The following is a 17,824-nucleotide window of genomic DNA, read 5'->3' as shown; positions in this document are numbered from 1 at the left end:
TTTTCAATTTCTTAACTGCCTGCACGGCAGTGAACGCTAACGGTCGTCTCAAATTTTATTACAGCGGTTTCTTAACTGCCTGCACGGCAGTGAACTCCGGTGAGTCGTGCTATCTCAGATTGGGATATTTCTTAACTGCCTGCACGGCAGTGAACCCACTGATTGCGAAGATGCCGAAGCGCTGCAGTTTCTTAACTGCCTGCACGGCAGTGAACCTCTTGGGCTTCTTCCTGCATTTCCGCGTGCATTTCTTAACTGCCTGCACGGCAGTGAACGACCAAAGAACATGAATCGCATGCCCCGGACGTTTCTTAACTGCCTGCACGGCAGTGAACTCGGCCGCGTCCCCGGGGAACCCCAGTGCATCTTTCTTAACTGCCTGCACGGCAGTGAACATGTAGATCGGGAAAAGACACGTCGTCGGGGATTTCTTAACTGCCTGCACGGCAGTGAACATGCACCATTCCGGCAATGCATAGAGCGTGCTTTTCTTAACTGCCTGCACGGCAGTGAACGCAGGTCGCACTGTTGAGGTCAACGCCTATAGTTTCTTAACTGCCTGCACGGCAGTGAACAGCAGGACGCCGATAAGGATGATGGCTCCGTATTTCTTAACTGCCTGCACGGCAGTGAACCTCCTCCAGATGGTGCTGCACGACCCGGTAAATTTCTTAACTGCCTGCACGGCAGTGAACAAGGCGATATCGTTGCTGCCGCCGGTAAGCTTTTTCTTAACTGCCTGCACGGCAGTGAACTAGAAAGAAAAACAAAGAAACCGTTTTTCATCAAAACGTTATCCATGTTTCCTTTAAAACACCAAAATTTTGCCTCCTTCTGTAAGCTACTGATTTTTAAAGAACAATAAATTGCCACAGAAAAAGGGGCAAAAACGTCAAAACCAGGGTATGGTTGCTTTGGAACTCAAGCCATAGGTATTGAACTGTCCTGGAACTGGCGTTGGAAGCAATGTCCCATGCTCTATGAAGAATAGAAATGTCTGACTGGTGCTTGAACTGGCAACCCGCAAAAACGGCAAATCGAGGGTTTCCTGGGCGGAGTCGGGAATGCGTTTGCGAGCCGTGTCGGCATCCAGGCCATGGCGCTTCATCGAGCGGCGGCGCAAGCGCTCCGGGCTACTCTGGGCCTGCACGCGTCGTACGCTGCGATGCTGATGAACTTCCGGCACTGCCGCCATACGGCCTATGATGAGATGATCGCGCATGCCTGACAACCAGTCGGTTGCCATCAGCGTTTGCAGCAGTGAGGCATCGCCGTGCAGGCGCATGACTGCCCCCAAGCCTTCCCTAGCGGTATCGACGCCGGGGAAGCTGACGCCAATCTGGTCGCTTTTCAGGCGTACCAAGCCGCGGTGCAGCTTTGCATACAAGGCGCTCATCAATTGCGGCAATGAAAACTCCGGATCGCGACGCATCGTCAGGTCGATATAGTGATCCATGGGTAGACTCCTTAGCCCGCATCACCAAAAACACCGCCCCGCACAAGCACCGCCATCACATAATGCTGGCTGCCCTGATCAGGAACCACCCCTTTCAATACCCAGCCGTCCAATAAACTATAAAAGTCCTGCTTTTGCTTGGGTTGACGGTATGCCTTGCCTTGGGTGGTCACGGAGCCATACGGCTCGACGGCAATTGGGCCGAGCTCTTCTGCATTGGGGTACCAGTCGTCGATAGTCCGGATGGCGTTGCCCAGCTTCTGCGAGTGTATGCCCGCGAAGCCGTCTACCGTGTACAAGGTTTTGCTTTTGTCCCCGCGTCCCCGGTCAAGGATCAGCTCCTGGGAAGGGAATACTTCTTGTCCCGCCCCAATACGGGCAAATGCCGTGACCTCCAGGAGCACGTGCCGTGCACCGCTTAATCCCGCCGCAATGGCATCGGCAAGTTCCTGCAAGGACGCAGCCACCTTGCCGTCAGCCTGGAAGTTTCGGGAGGACAACGCCAACGCGTCGAACACCCATGCTTTATCTGCCTTGCCGTTGCTCAGCAAGGAAATATGTATTTCGATTTTTTCGGCGCCGATGCGGTTACGCCACAGGAATCGACCGTTGGCCAGATTATGGGCGTAACGGCGCGCAAGCTCCGAAAAACCATGGGTATTCACGTAGCCCTGTACTGTTTCATGCAAACGCTGCTGGTAGGCGACGTCGTTGCAGGCGGAAGGGGTCCCCGTACCGGGCAATACACGCAAGGTGAAGCGCACTTTCAGCGTATCGGCATCGCCGGGCAAGGCCGCCACATCAACGGTCTGCAGATTCGGATTCTCAATGGCGGCATCGAGCTTTGCGGGATCCTGGTCTTTCGTTTTTAGCCGGTTGGAAATTGTGCCGCGCACGGATTTCTCGCGCACAGGCACGCCCAGCCATTTTGAATGATCGCTCCTGGCATCCCAGCTACCTGCGAAGAACAATGCATCAGAAGGATCCAGCTTACGTTCAAATGCCAATACTGATGCGGTTTTCAAGTTATCGGACATGATAAATCTCCTTGTGTTTAATACGGCAATTCGACTGTTGTCGGTTGAACATAATCGTTGCAGGCACGATACAAGCCTGTTTCTGTGTCGGCGCGGCCGTACCAAAGCAAGTCACGCCATGAGCCGAGTCGATGCGGGCTGATCCATTGACCGGCGGAATACAGGCTTTCCACAAAAGAAAAGGGCGCTCGCAAATCGCGAGCCTGCTCTACCGCGCCTGCCTGGAACTGCGCCAATGCGCCATACCCCACTGGCATCGGCACGATCCAGCCATCCTTTCTTTCTGGCAGCCATTCGACGGTCTTTTGCGGATCATTGGCATCAGCAGCCGGCCCTGGCCGCCAGTTCAATCGCGACAAATCCAGCAAGGCGTCGAACTTGGTCGCCCGCGGATTGTTTTTTTTCAATGATTCCCAGCGCCGCGCCAGCAAATCATCCCGGCTGACGAGCGCGAAGCCAGGCAGCCAACGGCGGCGCAGCAGGCGGAATTCATTGTTCGCTTCAGCCGCGTCCGTTGACAAAGGCACTAACACTAGCTGCGGCTTGCCTCGCGCCCCATGGCGCCCCGGCACCACACTGCCGCCGGCTATCCGCATCCGCGCAACAGTCTCCGCGACTTCGTAGGCAAATGCGGCGCGCTCGTCCTCAGTAAAGTCAGGAATGCATCCGCCGCTTATCCCCAAGAGCAATGTGATGTCCAGGTGAATGCGCCCCTCCTCGACTATGGCGGCCGTGCTGCCGTCCTTCTCGATCGGATTGCGCGTCAGGCAAAAGGATTTGGTATATCCGCCCTTGGCGGTTTGTTCTTCATAATCGTGGCAAACAACGCCTATGCTGTCGAACACGACCGGAAATTTTCCTAGCAGTTTGCGCTCCAGCGCCCATTGCAAGCCGAGAAACGCAGTTATCGATGGAAAGCCATGGGTTATCGGGCTGGATATCGCATTGGCGTTCTGGACCCGTATACGCGGCAGTATCAGCAAGCCATTGCTGTCTGGCAAAGCACTCATTGGCAACGCGCTCATGCTTCTTCTCCTGCGGCCTTCGTAACCTTGTTGATGTTTCTTTTGCCCTGGTCAAGCTGCAATGCCCATAGCGGATCGGTCAGTAACTCGCGACGCCACTGACGCTGTTCAATATCACCCAGTGGCAAGTTTTTCCCCAAAGCGCCATTCAACCAATTGCCGAAGCGCTTTCCTATTTCCAGCGGCCAATCGAACCATAGCCATTCGCTGCGAAAGCCTTCATCCTGCTTGCTACGGCCTATGTCCAGCCATAAGCACTCCTCCTTAGGCAGGCGGCATAAAGCATCCGCGCTCCATCCAGGCGTGAGTCCTTCCTGAAGCTCGCCCGCATAGCTGACCAGTTCATCTATGATTCCATCAACCAATTCATCACGATAATTGCGGGTCGCCATCGTTTCCGGCGGATCGGCCTTCAGGAATCGCTTGAGTTCCCGCACTGCAGCCCGCACAGGTATTCGCGCGCCGAAGATGGCAAACACGGAATCCACCCTCCACGGCTCCCGCAAGTCACCGCTTTTCCATACAGGCGGCAGCGAAGCCAGCAAATAATTGACGCCGCCGCGCTCGCTATTCAATTGGCTGACGTTCTGCGGCTTTGTCCCTCCGAGTTTTTGCACAAGCAGCTGCGGATAGTCGGAATACCCTGTCGGATGGTCCTGCTTATCGCGCCGGGCCTGGCGTGCAGCTTTGGCAGCATCGCCAAAGCGATCCTCGTTGATGGCGCTGTGCAGTGCATGTGCCAGTGAACTGGCATACAGGGGGGCCAGTAAATGGAAGTCGCCATCATTGCACGGATCCCGCCCCACCAGCCAATACACCTGCTTGGCGCGCGTATGAGTGGCGACGCCTCCACGCGCTTGCACGAGACCGGCAAATGACTCCATCCAGGTTTGAGCCTGGGCGGAGTCTTCGCTGAACGCCGCTTTCAAGTCCGCGTCGCCTGCCAGTACGGCATCCAGCAAGGTTTTGCCATCGCAGGTCTGGCGCAAGAACTTGTAGACATCCAGCGCGGCAGCGTTGCCTACGACATCCCCGGCAAAATCGTCTCCCAGCGCGTGGCTGCCGACCTCGGCATGCGACGGCAAGCTATCGGGTGATAGATAGAAATTGGTGCCGCGGGCATCGGGATGAACCGCTTTGAGAATATGAGTCGCCGCCTGGATCTGGCCAACGCGCCGCGCAGCGTCGGCAATCCAGGTTTCCGGCTCGAATTGCGCTATGAGCGACTGGCGCCTGGAATCGTCTTCAGGCAGTTTATCCAGCCTGGCGTCCAGCCTTTCCTTGAGGAATTGCTTGATGACAGCCTGAAAGCCTGAACGACGATGCTGATTGATGTCGTCCATTTAAAGGGCTCCTATTTCAGATAATAAAACCCGTAAAGCAATACTTGATTTATGGGCCCTTCCGCCCACAGGAACGCGATCTGCTGTTACGGCGGCCGCTACCCATTTCTATATACCGCACTTAAAAAATCATATAAGCTTGAATAATTGAAACTATCCATATTAGTTATAGTTTTATTTTGTTTACTTTTCTTTTTTGCTTTTAGATGTTACGCTCGGCTAGTACATAAAAGCAAGAAGTTTCAATACACTCAAATTCGAGTACTGCTGAAAAGGCAGCTCAGCAAATATTGGCTATCGTCTTGTTTTGCATTCACTGCCGCACAGGCAGCTTCTACCGTTGTTTCGCAAACCCCAGCCAGGGATGGAACCTCCATCCCTGCTCGCTGGCGGGCAGGCTCACTGTCCCAAATCGCTTGGCGCAATCCTCCAGGGCCATATCCCTGGATTCGGCCAATGCAATCAATTCGGCCATGTAATCGGCATTGCACCAGGGCCCTATCCGCTGGCCCGTAAAAGCGCTGCCATCGACACGGTGATTAAGGCTGGCGTCCACGGCGATATACAAAGATTCCCGGTCTTCCTGGATACGGTTCAGCAAATAGTCTTCTCCGTCCTCATCGGGCAAGAGCACGATGTCGACACGCGGAATATCGTCGCGCCGGAATGGTTGCTGCTGCGGTAATACAGCGGTCAGATGCGCGAGCGCTATGGTCCATATGCTGCTTGCATTCAACGGGGCCGATTGCTGTTTCTTTCCGGCGCGGATATCGCGTTCCGACAGTACCGCCGTCGAAACCGGCGGCGGCAACATGCAGGCGTCTAAACGCGCATGCTCAAGATCGACCAGGCTATGCTGCGGCCGTTGCTCGCTTTTGGGACGCGGCAAAATACGAGGGCGCGCATCAATGACGCGGCGCTCTTCATCGCTTAGTAACGTCTGCAAATGATGCTGGGCCAATCGAAATGGCCCAGCATCGTCCTCGAAGCCGGGCTTGCAGTATGCCGCTCTGCCACTGTCCTCGAAATGCCGCAAATTCGTATCGAAGACAGCAATATTGGGAGTGGCGCACTCGCCTATGCGATGCCGGCGGACACGTCCGGCAAGCTGGATCAGGGAACGCATGGACGATGGCTCCACCACGGCCCAGTCGTAGTCGTGGTCCCGTCCTACTTCAGTTACAGGCGATCCCAATACGATGAACAGATGATCCGCTTCATCCCCCGCCGACAAGGCTTTGCGGATATCCGGCATGGAGAAAACGGCTTCCGGCTTGCGCCTGTCCAGAATGCGATCCAGTCTGTGCTCGATCGCCGATCGCGACAATAAGGGGAATTGCGAGTGATATACGCACAAATGAATACGCACATCCGCTGGCGCGCCCAGCCCATAAAGCGCCAGGGCCACATCGAATAAGGGTTCGATATTGGCCATGCGGGCCAGGCCGAAGCTGATGCGCTTGCCGGTGGCGGGATCGCAACTATGGTGTGTGCGATGCATGGACAAAGCCTGCTCTAGCAAGGACTCGGCAAACTCGCCGCGTGTAATCGGTTTGTTCGAGCTGGTGAGCGCCAATGGCGCCAGGTATGCCCGGCGTCGAACGAGGTCCCGCCCCAGACGCGCATGCCGCTTCTCGGCAAAAGCGCGATGCCCCCGCGCGAGCGCAACGCTGTCCTGACAATCGAGCGCCTGCTGATGGAACTCGTCGAACCAGGCGCAACATACATTAAGCGCCTGGCCGGGTCGTTGTCCCCGATTGCGCTGGAATACTTCCCGTCCCGCAAGATACGCGTCGAACATTCCCTGCACCAGGGCTGGAGGCAGTGTCGCAGAGGACAGCAACACCCGCGAGCCCAGCAGGCCGGCCCAATAGACCAAGCGCGTCAGTGCTGGCAGATCATCCAGGCCGAAGTCGTCGAGTTCATCCAGAACCAGGTCGCCGCTCATCAAGCGCAGCATTGGGGCAATCTGCCTGCCGCCCCTTTGGCTCTCGGTGGCGGGCACCAAATGGTCAACGGTGCACACCAACAACGGCGCCGCCAACAGCGCCCGCACTTGCTGGTCTTTCATGGCCAGCTTCAATAAAGGATGATCGCTATTGCCCTCGAACAGCACGCGCCCATCCTCAGGCAGCAAAGCCTGACTGGATGCGGACCCGCTGCGTTCCGCCACTTGCTCGTAATGCTCGAACAACATCCGGCTGGCCGCGCCGCCGACACGCACGGCAAGCTCATCACTGGACAACTGCAATGCGTCCTGAAAGCTTTTCCCTGTCTGCAGGGTAAGCGTACGCAGGCCCAGCGCAAAAGCGCAGCGCAAACCGCGATGGGGATCGGCCAATGCATTCATGATGCGCGCATTGGCCAGCGTCTTGCCGCAACCCGTCGAGGCCATATTAAGCAGAAAGGCGCCCCGATCAGCCGTGTGTTCTCGAATGGAAGCTGCCAGATCTGCCGCGCGATTCTGCCAGCGAAAGCGCTCGTCCTGGCTGCGCTTGCTCAATCCCTTATGACGAACCAAACGAGGCAAATGCTGGGCAAATCCGGGCAAGGCATGCGCGACCGCTCCTGCATACTGGGCCACCCCCAACAAATGTTCATCCAGAGGCTGGCATAACTCGCCCGTTTCCCGATCTGTATTGGCAAATATGGGATATGCTCGCTGGCCTGCAAGCCGTTCATGCGGTTCGGTCAAACTGGAATAATGGTGATCGGCCAGCATCAGGCTCAAGCGCGCGACATGCATGATGTAAGGATCCTCCAGCCACCGCGCGGCTGGGTTTTTCTCGACCAGCGCCAACAGCCGTTGGGCCAAACGCGAGGCCCGCTTGCGCCACAAGGGGGTGGTTACCGGCAAGCCCTGCGGGAAATCCCAATAAGGCTCGATGGCAGCGCGCCGGGTCGTCGTAGGCTGCTCATTCCATGCCGCATCGATTTTGCTTAATACATTATCCAATTGAGAACTTTGAAACGCCGGGATTCTTGCGCCTAATCTCAAGGGATTCCCATCACGGTCCAGACCTGGCAGCACCGGCAAACGATGATGCGTCAATACCAGCCAGCCTACGGCCTGCGCCAACGGGGGCAGGGATATGAACGGCTTATCGACGGCATCGAGGCCATCGCGCAGCAAGCGGCCAGCATTCAGCCACGACCCGCCATCATCTTCGGAAAGCTGTTTCAAACGCTGCAACCAGTCCCGGTCGGAGGATGACTGTCCTACAAAAGCCTGAAACAGACGCAGGGAGACCCATTCGTGGCGATACTGGTTTCGTTCAACCGGCGCGCCAGGCTGGAGCCGCGCTTGAAATGCCCGGCTGGCCTTGCCCAGATCGTGCAGCAAGGCCGCCAGGCTTGCCAGCAAGCCGATATCTTCACCCGTACGCCAATCGTTCTCTTCGTGCCGGCGCAGCACATTGCGGACTGTACTGTTTGTCGGTGTCGCCCCATGCGCATTGAAACGGCTTGCGTCGCCAACGATCCATAACAACTCGCTATGCTCATGGCCTCGAATCCAGTGGCATGACACCGCCGTATTCTTGCGCGCCGATTTTCTCAACAATCGACGCAAGGCTTCCAGCCCGTCAAAGGTGATGGGAGTCTGCCAGGTCCGGTCTCCGCGTCGTTCGGCAAATTGATCGAGAATCCGCCGGGTCTCGACCAAGGCTCTTTTATCGCACTGCGACAGCAGCAAGATGTTCATGATGCCTCGTCTCCGATCGATGACGCATCGCGGCCAAGGCGAAAGGAAACTTCCTTGAGCGTGTCTATCATGAAGTCCAGGGCCTCTGCCTTGGTAAGCTGCTCGATGCAGGCACGTCGGAATGCCTGTTCATCATCCCCGCGCATGGCTGAAACAAATGCCTGCGGCAGAATGACGGCATCCTTGATCAAGTCGGCCACATCAAAAACGAGGCCGCCCCGGCGCGTCTTTCCGTGCAGCACCGCCAGACCATGCGGCAACCCCAGCACCCACGTCGCCGTCGCGCCAAGGCCATAGGCCAAATAATTTCCATGGTCCAGAAAACGATTGGCTGGATCAACACCTGTTCCCCGCTTGGCGCGGGTAAATTCCCCATATTTGGTGGCCTGCACCGCCAGCCTATACAACTGCTTGGTCAGCCGCCCTTCTTCAGTCAACAGCTCAGTGTTATCAGCCGCCGCCTCTATCCGCAGGCCCGAGGCTCGCAATGCCGCATCCAGCTTTTCATCGCTGACATCGAATCCTGCGTCCCGCAGGGCGCGATTGTCCGTCCACCATTGTCCTATGCGTGCCAGGCGCTCTCGCTGAAAGGCCTGGGCGGCCGCAAGCCGCAAAGCGTCGTCGAACCAGAATCGGACCCAATACTGCAAGTACTCAGTAGGCCGATATTCGCTTTGCGGAGAAAACCAAATCGCTTCGACATCGACTTCATTGGCGGAAAATAAAGGCGTCCCGCCGCCTCCGCAAAACCCGACCAGCACGCCGGCTTTAGCCAATTCCCGCATTGCGGCCTGAGTAATAGAAGTACCCGTTCCGAGCAAAATCGATGTTGTGTTGGCAATAGGAATATTCCAATACAACGACCGCTTGCCTTCATCTGTCACGTACTCGACGCGGCCGCCATTTACCAATACACGGCAATGTTCGAGGTAATAAAGGTTCGCCCGCTTGGAATGCAGAATGGCCTTGAGCGACGCGGGGCTGATATCTTCCATGGCAAGCCTCCTTACTCACCCATGGAAGATTACCAAAAGATACGGGCATTTACTTTTTATTAGCGGCTAAATGCAAGACATATTGAGAAAAATCAGTCGCCATGCCATTCCCTACTTCTCGCCGCGCTTGTCGCGGCGGACAATGCGCAGTAGCCACAGGAACAGGGACAGCGAACAGAGCAGGCCTATCCCGAAAATCGCCAATATGATCCATTCGCCCGTCGTCATGCGTGTGCCCCTTGTTGAAATTAGGCCAGAGTCTATCCGGCGCTCAGCACATCGGCCATGGCATCGGTGAAATAGGCGATATTGCGCGTGTTCAGGCCCGGAACGCTGATGCGGCCGGAGTCGATGATGTAGACGCCATGCCGCTCGCGCAGGGCCAGCAATTGCCGCGAGGATAGGCCCGTATAGGTGAACATGCCGGTCTGCTTGACGAAATAGCTGGAGTCGTAGGACGGCAGCTTGGCGCTCAATTGTTCATGCGTCTGCTTGCGCACGAAGGCGATGCGCTCGCGCATGCCGGCGACTTCCTGCACCCATGCGGCATACAATTGCGGGTCGTTGAGCACCGCCGACGTAATGTGCCCGCCGTGCGCCGGGGGGCTGGAATAAATGCGGCGCACCACGGCTTTCAACTGGCCCAGCACGCCGTCGGCTTCATCGCGCGTGGCGCACACCACCGACAGGCCGCCGCAACGCTCGCCATACAAAGACAGGTTTTTGGAGAACGAGTTCGCCACCAGGAAGACCAGGCCCGCGTCGGCCATGGCGCGCACGGCGAATGCGTCTTCGTCCAGCCCCGCGCCAAAGCCCTGATAGGCCATGTCCAGGAAGGGAATGAGTTCTTGTTCGGCCAGCACCGGGATCAGTTGCAGCCATTGCTCCGGCGACAGATCGACGCCTGTGGGATTGTGGCAGCAGGGGTGCAGCAGCACGAAGCTCTTGGGCGGCAGCTCGCGCAATTCGGCCAGCATCTGGTCGAACCGCAGGGATTTGGTCGCCGGATCATAATAGGCATACGAGTGGGTCGGCACGCCCGCGCCCTGGAAAATGGAATGATGGTTGTCCCAGGCGGGATCGCTGATCCAGATCTGGCTGTCGGGGTAGGCCAGGTGCAGGAAGTCGGCTCCGACCTTCAGCGCGCCCGTCCCGCCCACGCTCTGGATCGTGGCCACGCGCCCGGCCTGCAGCGCCTGGTGCTGGGCGCCGAACACCAGCTTCTGCACCGCCTCGCGGTACGGAGCCAGCCCCTCCATCGGCAGATAGGTGCGCGGCTCGGGTTCTTGGGCGCGGCGCTGTTCGGCGGTTCTTACGGACGACAATACCGGTATGCAGCCCGCGTTGTCGTAATACAGGCCGATGGTCAGATTGACTTTCTGCGGATGGACATCCCGATGGAATGCCTCGTTAAGCCCAAAGATAGGATCGCCGGCGTATTTTTCCAGATGCTCGAACATGGTCGGGGTCTCGGTGATTGCGAAAATGAAGGAGAAGAATCGACCATTATAGAGATTCCGGTCACGCATATGCGCTTGCAGACCGGTTCGCAGCCGTGCAGGCAGTTCCCGCTATTATTTGTACAGTTCTGAAAATTCCGCCATCCGCACCCAGGAAAACGTCGCAAAAACGCCATCGAACGCCCGCGGGCCGTGAAATTCGCTGAATCTTCAACGAACTTGCGGTAATCTAGGAGGTTGCCATTTTGTTCTTTACCGGGAATTTTTCAGGATCATGGACTCGTATACCCTCCCTTACACCTTTTCGCAGCGCGCGCAGCAACTTACCAGTTCAACGATCCGGGAGATTCTGAAAGTCACGGAAAGGCCCGAGATCATCTCGTTTGCTGGCGGCTTGCCCGCGCCCAAAGGCTTCCCGGTAGCCATTATCAACGCCGCGTTCGACCGCGTCCTGGAAAAAAGCGGGGAATCGGCCCTGCAGTACGGCCCGACCGAAGGCTATGCGCCGCTGCGCGCCTGGGTGGCCGAAGACCTGAAGCGGGTGGGCGCTCACGTGTCGCCCGATGAAGTGCTTATCGTATCGGGCTCGCAGCAGGCGCTCGACATGCTGGGCAAGCTGTTCATCGATCCGGGCAGCAAGGTTCTGGTCGAAGCGCCCAGCTATCTGGGCGCGCTGCAGTCGTTCTCCTTGTTCGAACCCAAGTATGTCGCCGTGCCCACCGACGAAGGCGGGCTGATCCCCGAGAGCCTGACCGATGAGCGCACGGCGGGGGCCCGCTTCATCTATGTCCTGCCCAATTTCCAGAACCCCACCGGCCTGACGCTGGACCTGGCGCGGCGCAAGGCTCTGGTCGAGCGCTGCGCGGCGGCGCAAGTGCCTATCATCGAGGACGACCCTTATGGCGACCTGCGCTACGCCGGCCAGGCGCTGCCGGGCTTGCTGGGCCTGGGGCGCGCCGTGGGCGCGACGGTGATCCGCCTGGGCACCTTTTCGAAGGTGCTCGCGCCGGGCCTGCGCCTGGGCTATATCGTGGCGCCCAAGCCGATAATTTCCAAGCTGGTCCAGATCAAGCAGGCCACTGACCTGCATACGGCGACGCTGACGCAAATGGCGGTCTATGAAACCGTGAAAGACGGCTTCCTGACGACGCATTTGCCCATGGTGCGCGATCTGTACAAGGAACAGTGCGGCTATATGCTGGAAGCCATGGACGAGCATTTTCCCGCCACGGCAAGCTGGACGCGGCCGGAGGGCGGGATGTTCATATGGGTGACCCTGCCAGCCCATATCGATGGCACGCAGTTGCTGGCGCGCGCCATTGAACAGAACGTGGCCTTCGTGCCGGGGGCGCCTTTCTACGCGGGTTCCGAACCGCAGACCAACACCCTGCGCCTGAGCTTCGTGACCGTGTCCGAACAGAAGATCCGCGAAGGCATAGCCATACTGGGCAAGCTGATCAAGGAAAGCTGATCAAGGAAAGCCGGACGCGCGGCGCGGCGTCCAGCTCATCCTCCTGCAGGCTTACTCCAGCTTGATGCCCGCGCGGTCTATGACCCCTGTCCATTTCGGCACTTCGCTGGCGACAAGGGCCTTGAAGCGCTCGGGCGAACTGGCGACGACCTCGACTCCCTGGGAACCGAACTTCTGGACGATGGCCGGTTCGCGCAGCATCTGGACCAAGTCCTTGTTCACCTTGGCGATGATATTCGGCGGCGTGCCGGCGGGCGCCTGTATGCCGAACCACACATTGACTTCATAGCCCGGCACTCCGGATTCCGCGACCGTCGGGACTTCGGGCAGCAGCGGGGCGCGCTTCGCGCCTGTCGACGCGATCCCCGCGAGCTTGCCCGCCTTGATATTGGGATAGACGTTCGGCACATTGTCGAACAGCGCGTCGATATCGCCGGCCAGCAGGGCGGTGACGGCCGGCGCGCTTCCTTTGTAAGGTATGTGGGTCATTTTCGTGCCAGTCATGTCCAGGAACAGCTCCATGGACAAGTGGTTGGACGAGCCCGAACCGGTGGAGCCGTAATTGACTTCGCCGGGATGCTTCCTGGCGTAATCGATAAGGCTTTGCACGGTCTTGAATGGCGAGTCGGCGCGCACGGTGAGGATGTTCTGCGTGCTGCCCGCCCATATCACGGGTTCGAAGCTATTGATGGCATCGTAGGGCATTTTGTCGCGGTACAGGCCGGGCAGCGCCGAGAATGGCAATGGGGTGATCAGCAGGGTATAGCCATCGGGCGCGGCCTTCGCCACCGTCGAATTGCCGATCAGGGTGTTGCCGCCAGGCTTGTTCTCGACGACGACGGCTTCCCCCCACTGCTTGGTGAGGTATTCGCTGGCCGTTCGCGCCAGCGTGTCGTTGAATCCGCCGGGCGGGTAGGGCACCACGATGCGCACCTGCTTTTCCGGGTATGCGCCTGGCGTGCCGGCCAGGGCCGTCCCGCCGGCGGCGAGCGCCACGCAGGCGCCCGCAAGAAATATCGATATATTTTTCATGTATTGTCTCCTCGGCCTTCTGGCCTTTTTATTAAAACTTCACGACATAGCCGGGGCCGTCGATTACCGGGAAGTCTTTGAATATCGCTTCGTCGACCTCTACGCCCAGGCCTGGCCCCGATGGCGGCTCCACGCAACCGTCGGCGCCGATCTGGAAGGTTGGGCCAAACATGTCGCGGAAGGGGTTGAACTGGGATACGCAAGCTTCGAAGTAGCCGGCATTTTCGGTCGCCGCCAGGAAATGCAGCGTGGCCGCATGGTTCAGGCCGGTAGCCGAACTATGGGCATGCACGGGAATCCGGAAGGCGGACGCCAGCGCGGCGATGCGTATGCCTTCGGTGATGCCGCCGGTTTTTGAAAGATCCGGCTGCCATACCTGGACAGCGCCCGCTTCCAGCATCTGGGCGAATTCGAAGCGCATGAAATGGTTCTCGCCGGCGGCGATGGGCACCAGCGGCGTAATGCGCGCCGCCTCGCGATACGAGGCGAAATCGTTGCAGGCGAAGGGTTCTTCCAGCCAGCCGGCCTGGATATCCGCCAGAACGGGAAGCACCCGGCGGACCTGCGCAATCGTGTAGGCGGTGTTGGCGTCGGTCAGGATGTCGATATCGTCGCCCAGGGCCTGGCGTACATGTGTGACCCGTTCGATATCGTCCTTGACGGTATCGCCTATGCGCAGCTTCAGCGCCTTGTAGCCGCGCTCGACGTAGCTTTGCGCTTCGGCCGCCAGCGCCGCGGCCGGTTGATAGCCCAGGGCGATGCCGCCGGCATAGGCGGGAATGCGGCGGCGCGAGCCGCCCAGCAGCTCATATAGCGGCATGTTGGCGGCCTTGCCGCGTATGTCCCACAAGGCCATGTCTATGCCGGACAGCGCCAGGGCCGCTCCCGCGCCCAGGCCGTGGCTGGAGAACTGCATGCGGTGCACCCGCTGCCAGGCGCCCACCACATCGGTGGCGTCCATGCCTTGCAGCAGGGGGGCGAGCGTATTGTGTATCAGGCTGGTGATGGCTCCCGGGCTGCGGCCGGGATGCGATTCGCCATAGCCGGTGATGCCTTCGGATGTCTCGACCCGGATGATGATGGCATCGCGTTTCAGGGTGCTGCCCACCCCCATGGTGACCGTCTTGCCTTCGGGCAGGCGGTAGGACAGGGGGATGGCGGTGATGCGGGTGATTTTCATTATTGCTCCTCGGTTCAGGTATAGATGCCGGCATTCACAATATTGGCCGGGCGTTCGCCCTTGATCAGCGACAGCTGCGTCTGCACGGCGAGCATGCCCATCGCGCGCTCCGCGTCCTGCGTCGTGCCCGCCAGGTGGGGGGTCAGGATGACGCGGGGATGCCCGCGCAGTGGGCTCGCCATGGGCAGGGGCTGGACTTCGAAGACATCCAGCACCGCGGCGGCGATGCGGCCGGTTTCCAGGGCGGCGGCCAGGTCCGCCTCCTTGACCACCGGGCCGCGGGCGACATTGATCAGCGTGGCGCCCGGCTTGGCGTGGGCGAACACCCCGGCATTGATCATCCCGCGGGTGGCGTCGGTCAGCGGGCAGGCAAGGACGATGAAGTCGCTGATGGAAAACAGCGTCTGCAGGTCTACGCCTTGCACGCCAGGCGGCAAGCGGGACAAAGTCCGGGTATGGGCGGCCACCTGCATGCCGAAGCCAAGAGATGCGATTTCGCCGATCCGTTTGCCGATGGCGCCGTAGCCGACGACGCCCACCGCACGGCCTCTGAGTTCGAACGTAAGCTCGCCGGCGTTGCGGCGCGCATCCCACCGGCCGTCGCGCACATGCTTGTCGAAAGCCCCGAAGCGCCGGGTGGCCGCCAGCATCCCCCCGATGGCGTATTCCGCCACCGCGTTGGCATTGACTTCCGGGGTATTGGCGACGGGCAGCTTCTGGGCGGTGGCGCTTGCGACCGGAATGAAGTCCAGCCCTACGCCGTGCCGCAGCACCCCGCGCAAATCATGGGGTCCATCGAAAATGTCGGGCGGCAGCTGGCGCCTGACTATCAGCCCCTGCGCCGTGGTTATCGCGGCGCGCAGCGCAATATCGGCTGCTTCGCGGGAAAGCTGCGGGTCGATCAGGATGACTTCGGCCTGCCCGGCCAGATAATTGAAGGCGTCCGGGTGGATAGGGTCGGTCAGTACGACCCGGGGCCGGGGAATCGATGTGCTCATGGGCGGCTCCCGCTATGCGCGGAAGCGCCATCGTGCGCGCTCATGCTGTCTCCTTTTTGACCGTCCCGGCGTCGGCCTATCTATGGGCGTGGCGGGAACGGCCTCATTTAAATTGTATGATGAATGTATCACACAAATAACAGGATGGCATGATTAATTCGCGGGGCTTCCCAATGGCCGGAAACGGCGTTGCCGCGACGTTCAAGGCTTCTTGGGGCTTTTTGCGGGCTGCTCGCGCAGCACCGCGCCCAAGTTGGCGCGCGCCAGGCGGTTGGCCGCTTCGCCGCTGGCTCCGCTCCAGTAGCCGGGGTCGACGCTCTCGATGCGCCGCGCCGTGTTCTGCATATGGAGAAACGCAGCCGTCCTGGCCGCCTGGACATCGCCCGCCTGGATGGCGGCGCGTATGGCCTCGTGCTCGGCGCGCACCTCATCCGCCAGGTCGGCGCGCCTGGCCTCATTGCCGCGCGTGACGCGGATGGCGTCCTGCAATGCCCGGGTCAGCAAGCCCAGCAATTCGGTGTAATGCGGGTTGCCGGTGGCGCGGGAAATGGCGATGTGGAAGGCCAGGTCCTCGGCGACGCCGTCCCCGCCGTCGCGCACGGCGCGGTCTATGGCTTGCAGCGCCCGGTTGATTTGCGCCATTTGCGCGTCGCTGCGGCGCTCGGCAGCCAGGGCCGCCATTTCGGCCTCGATGCCGCGGCGCAGTTCAATAATGCGCAGCACGCCCCTGGCCGGATTGCCGTCGGGCAGCCCCAGGCGGAATGCCTCGCTCGACTTGGGATCGAGCACCACCGTGCCGCTGCCCTGGCGGGTCTCCACCAGCCCTTCGGACTTCAGGCGGGAGATGGCCTCGCGCACCACCGTGCGGCTCACGCCATATTCCTGCGTCATGAACTTTTCGGTGGGCAGGCGGGCATTGACGGGGTAGGCGCCGCCGCGTATCTGGCGCGCCAGGACTTGAGTGACCCGGTCCGCCAGCGTCATGTCGGCGGCGGGTTTGCCTGCTTGCGCACTGCTTCTGGGAGGGGCCATGGTATCGCTTTCCTAAAACGCTTTTCCGCGCATCATACCATTGCGGCGAATTTGCTTGACAAACTTATCATATAAATTGGTATTATAAATAAGCCGTTACGCGAGACGATATCCGACATGGACCCAACACAGCTTCCCAAGGCATATTTATGCCGCCGCTTTACTCCCGGCGTCGAGGCGGCCCTGCGCCAGCGCTATGACCTGGCGCTCAATGCCGACGATTCCATACTGCCGCCCGGGCGCATCATCGACAACGCCCGGGGCGCGCAGACCTTGTTCGTCAGCGCCACCGAGACGATAGACGCGGATGTCCTGCGCGCGCTGGCGCCGGCATTGAAGCATGTGGCCACCCTGTCGGTCGGCTACGACCATATCGACATGGACGCCGCCCGGGCCTTGGGCATACAGGTGCTCAATACGCCTGACGTGCTCAGCGACGCCTGCGCGGAAATCGCCTTGATGCTTATGCTCAACGCCTGCCGGCGCGGCCATGAGGCGGACCGCATGGTAAGAGGCGGGCAGTGGCCGGGCTGGAGCCCCACGCAGTTGCTGGGAAAGGGGCTGACGGGCCGGCGTCTGGTGATATTCGGGATGGGCCGGATAGGCCAGGCCATCGCCGCGCGCGCCCGCCCGTTCGGCCTGGAAATCCACTATCACAATCGCCGCCGGCTGCCGCCGCAGCTCGAGGCCGGCGCCATTTACCACGACTCGCTGGAACGGGCGCTCGAAGCCGCGGATGTCCTCGTGATCGCCGCGCCGGGCTCGCCCGGGCTCAAGGGCGTGATCAATGCGTCGCGCCTTGCGCGCCTGCCCGGCGGCGCGGTGGTGGTCAACATTTCCCGGGGCGACCTGATCGTCGATGACGCGCTGATCGGCGCTTTGCGCAGCGGCCGGGTTTTCGCCGCCGGCCTGGATGTCTTCGCCAACGAACCCGATATCGATCCGCGCTATCGCGCGCTGGATAATGTATTCCTGACGCCTCATATCGGCAGCGCCACCCAGGAAACCCGCGATGCGATGGGCTGGCTGTTGATCGATGGCCTGGACGCGCTGGGCCAGGGGCGCATACCCCGCAACCTTCTTTCCTGATCC

The 17,824-nt window shown here is 59.8% G+C and carries 13 protein-coding genes and 1 CRISPR repeat array; of the genes, 2 read left to right on the top strand and 11 right to left on the bottom strand.

Annotated features, from left to right (window positions below):
* Positions 1–7: 7 nt before the first annotated feature.
* Positions 8–755: direct repeats of the CRISPR family, unit length 28 nt; unit sequence TTTCTTAACTGCCTGCACGGCAGTGAAC.
* 137 nt (positions 756–892) lie between these two features.
* The 7 genes from cas6f to BUB23_RS15380 all read right to left on the bottom strand — a co-directional run bounded on the left by cas6f (position 893) and on the right by BUB23_RS15380 (position 11,019).
* Complete coding sequence (gene cas6f / locus BUB23_RS15410) at positions 893–1,456, bottom strand: type I-F CRISPR-associated endoribonuclease Cas6/Csy4 (protein ID WP_073104318.1); 564 nt, start codon at positions 1,454–1,456, stop codon at positions 893–895.
* Positions 1,457–1,467: 11 nt separating this feature from the next.
* Positions 1,468–2,493, bottom strand: coding sequence for a type I-F CRISPR-associated protein Csy3 (csy3, locus tag BUB23_RS15405; protein WP_073104316.1), 1,026 nt, complete (start codon positions 2,491–2,493; stop codon positions 1,468–1,470).
* A 17-nt stretch (positions 2,494–2,510) separates the two neighbouring features.
* Positions 2,511–3,476, bottom strand: coding sequence for a type I-F CRISPR-associated protein Csy2 (gene csy2, locus BUB23_RS15400; RefSeq protein ID WP_218599012.1), 966 nt, complete (start codon positions 3,474–3,476; stop codon positions 2,511–2,513).
* A 38-nt stretch (positions 3,477–3,514) separates the two neighbouring features.
* Positions 3,515–4,861 (bottom strand): type I-F CRISPR-associated protein Csy1, encoded by a 1,347-nt coding sequence (csy1, locus tag BUB23_RS15395; RefSeq protein ID WP_073104313.1) that lies wholly within the window; start codon positions 4,859–4,861, stop codon positions 3,515–3,517.
* Between the two features lie 334 nt (positions 4,862–5,195).
* Positions 5,196–8,564: a type I-F CRISPR-associated helicase Cas3f gene (gene cas3f / locus BUB23_RS15390; RefSeq protein WP_073104311.1), complete on the bottom strand. Its 3,369-nt coding sequence runs from the start codon at positions 8,562–8,564 to the stop codon at positions 5,196–5,198.
* On the bottom strand, positions 8,561–9,559 hold the full coding sequence (gene cas1f / locus BUB23_RS15385; protein ID WP_073104309.1) for a type I-F CRISPR-associated endonuclease Cas1f: 999 nt from the start codon (positions 9,557–9,559) through the stop codon (positions 8,561–8,563). Before cas1f ends, cas3f begins: the two co-directional genes overlap by 4 nt.
* Before the next feature lie 260 nt (positions 9,560–9,819).
* Complete coding sequence (locus BUB23_RS15380; RefSeq protein ID WP_073104536.1) at positions 9,820–11,019, bottom strand: amino acid aminotransferase; 1,200 nt, start codon at positions 11,017–11,019, stop codon at positions 9,820–9,822.
* Between the two features lie 274 nt (positions 11,020–11,293).
* Here BUB23_RS15380 and BUB23_RS15375 point away from each other — a divergent pair, with 274 nt between their 5' ends.
* The gene (locus BUB23_RS15375) at positions 11,294–12,490 is read left to right on the top strand and encodes an aminotransferase-like domain-containing protein (protein WP_073104308.1); all 1,197 of its coding nucleotides are present in this window, start codon (positions 11,294–11,296) and stop codon (positions 12,488–12,490) included.
* Between the two features lie 51 nt (positions 12,491–12,541).
* On the opposite strand, the gene BUB23_RS15370 is transcribed toward BUB23_RS15375, so the two are convergent.
* The 4 genes from BUB23_RS15370 to BUB23_RS15355 all read right to left on the bottom strand — a co-directional run bounded on the left by BUB23_RS15370 (position 12,542) and on the right by BUB23_RS15355 (position 16,732).
* Complete coding sequence (locus BUB23_RS15370; RefSeq protein WP_073104306.1) at positions 12,542–13,522, bottom strand: tripartite tricarboxylate transporter substrate binding protein; 981 nt, start codon at positions 13,520–13,522, stop codon at positions 12,542–12,544.
* 31 nt (positions 13,523–13,553) lie between these two features.
* Entirely contained in the window at positions 13,554–14,702 is a 1,149-nt protein-coding gene (locus BUB23_RS15365; RefSeq protein ID WP_073104304.1) for a mandelate racemase/muconate lactonizing enzyme family protein, read from the bottom strand.
* Positions 14,703–14,716: 14 nt separating this feature from the next.
* Complete coding sequence (locus tag BUB23_RS15360; protein WP_073104302.1) at positions 14,717–15,700, bottom strand: hydroxyacid dehydrogenase; 984 nt, start codon at positions 15,698–15,700, stop codon at positions 14,717–14,719.
* A gap of 201 nt (positions 15,701–15,901) precedes the next feature.
* Complete coding sequence (locus BUB23_RS15355) at positions 15,902–16,732, bottom strand: FadR/GntR family transcriptional regulator (protein WP_073104301.1); 831 nt, start codon at positions 16,730–16,732, stop codon at positions 15,902–15,904.
* A 117-nt stretch (positions 16,733–16,849) separates the two neighbouring features.
* Between BUB23_RS15355 and BUB23_RS15350 the strand changes: the two genes are divergently transcribed.
* Positions 16,850–17,821, top strand: coding sequence for a 2-hydroxyacid dehydrogenase (locus tag BUB23_RS15350; RefSeq protein ID WP_073104299.1), 972 nt, complete (start codon positions 16,850–16,852; stop codon positions 17,819–17,821).
* The last annotated feature ends 3 nt before the right edge of the window (positions 17,822–17,824 follow it).

It is taken from the genome of Pollutimonas bauzanensis (assembly GCF_900129885.1).
In the GTDB taxonomy this organism is placed as follows: domain Bacteria; phylum Pseudomonadota; class Gammaproteobacteria; order Burkholderiales; family Burkholderiaceae_B; genus Pollutimonas; species Pollutimonas bauzanensis.
The sequence above is the reverse complement of the archived record's forward strand: the minus strand, read 5'-3'. Positions and strand labels throughout refer to the sequence as shown.

What these genes read in the sequence shown, in the direction of transcription:
- BUB23_RS15360 (WP_073104302.1), bottom strand. Translation starts at nt 15,700, where the DNA reads ATGAGCACATCGATTCCCCGGCCCCGGGTCGTACTGACCGACCCTATC.
- BUB23_RS15380 (WP_073104536.1), bottom strand. Translation starts at nt 11,019, where the DNA reads ATGTTCGAGCATCTGGAAAAATACGCCGGCGATCCTATCTTTGGGCTT.
- cas6f (WP_073104318.1), bottom strand. Translation starts at nt 1,456, where the DNA reads ATGGATCACTATATCGACCTGACGATGCGTCGCGATCCGGAGTTTTCA.
- cas1f (WP_073104309.1), bottom strand. Translation starts at nt 9,559, where the DNA reads ATGGAAGATATCAGCCCCGCGTCGCTCAAGGCCATTCTGCATTCCAAG.
- csy3 (WP_073104316.1), bottom strand. Translation starts at nt 2,493, where the DNA reads ATGTCCGATAACTTGAAAACCGCATCAGTATTGGCATTTGAACGTAAG.
- BUB23_RS15375 (WP_073104308.1), top strand. Translation starts at nt 11,294, where the DNA reads ATGGACTCGTATACCCTCCCTTACACCTTTTCGCAGCGCGCGCAGCAA.
- cas3f (WP_073104311.1), bottom strand. Translation starts at nt 8,564, where the DNA reads ATGAACATCTTGCTGCTGTCGCAGTGCGATAAAAGAGCCTTGGTCGAG.
- csy1 (WP_073104313.1), bottom strand. Translation starts at nt 4,861, where the DNA reads ATGGACGACATCAATCAGCATCGTCGTTCAGGCTTTCAGGCTGTCATC.
- BUB23_RS15365 (WP_073104304.1), bottom strand. Translation starts at nt 14,702, where the DNA reads ATGAAAATCACCCGCATCACCGCCATCCCCCTGTCCTACCGCCTGCCC.
- BUB23_RS15355 (WP_073104301.1), bottom strand. Translation starts at nt 16,732, where the DNA reads ATGGCCCCTCCCAGAAGCAGTGCGCAAGCAGGCAAACCCGCCGCCGAC.
- BUB23_RS15370 (WP_073104306.1), bottom strand. Translation starts at nt 13,522, where the DNA reads ATGAAAAATATATCGATATTTCTTGCGGGCGCCTGCGTGGCGCTCGCC.
- BUB23_RS15350 (WP_073104299.1), top strand. Translation starts at nt 16,850, where the DNA reads ATGGACCCAACACAGCTTCCCAAGGCATATTTATGCCGCCGCTTTACT.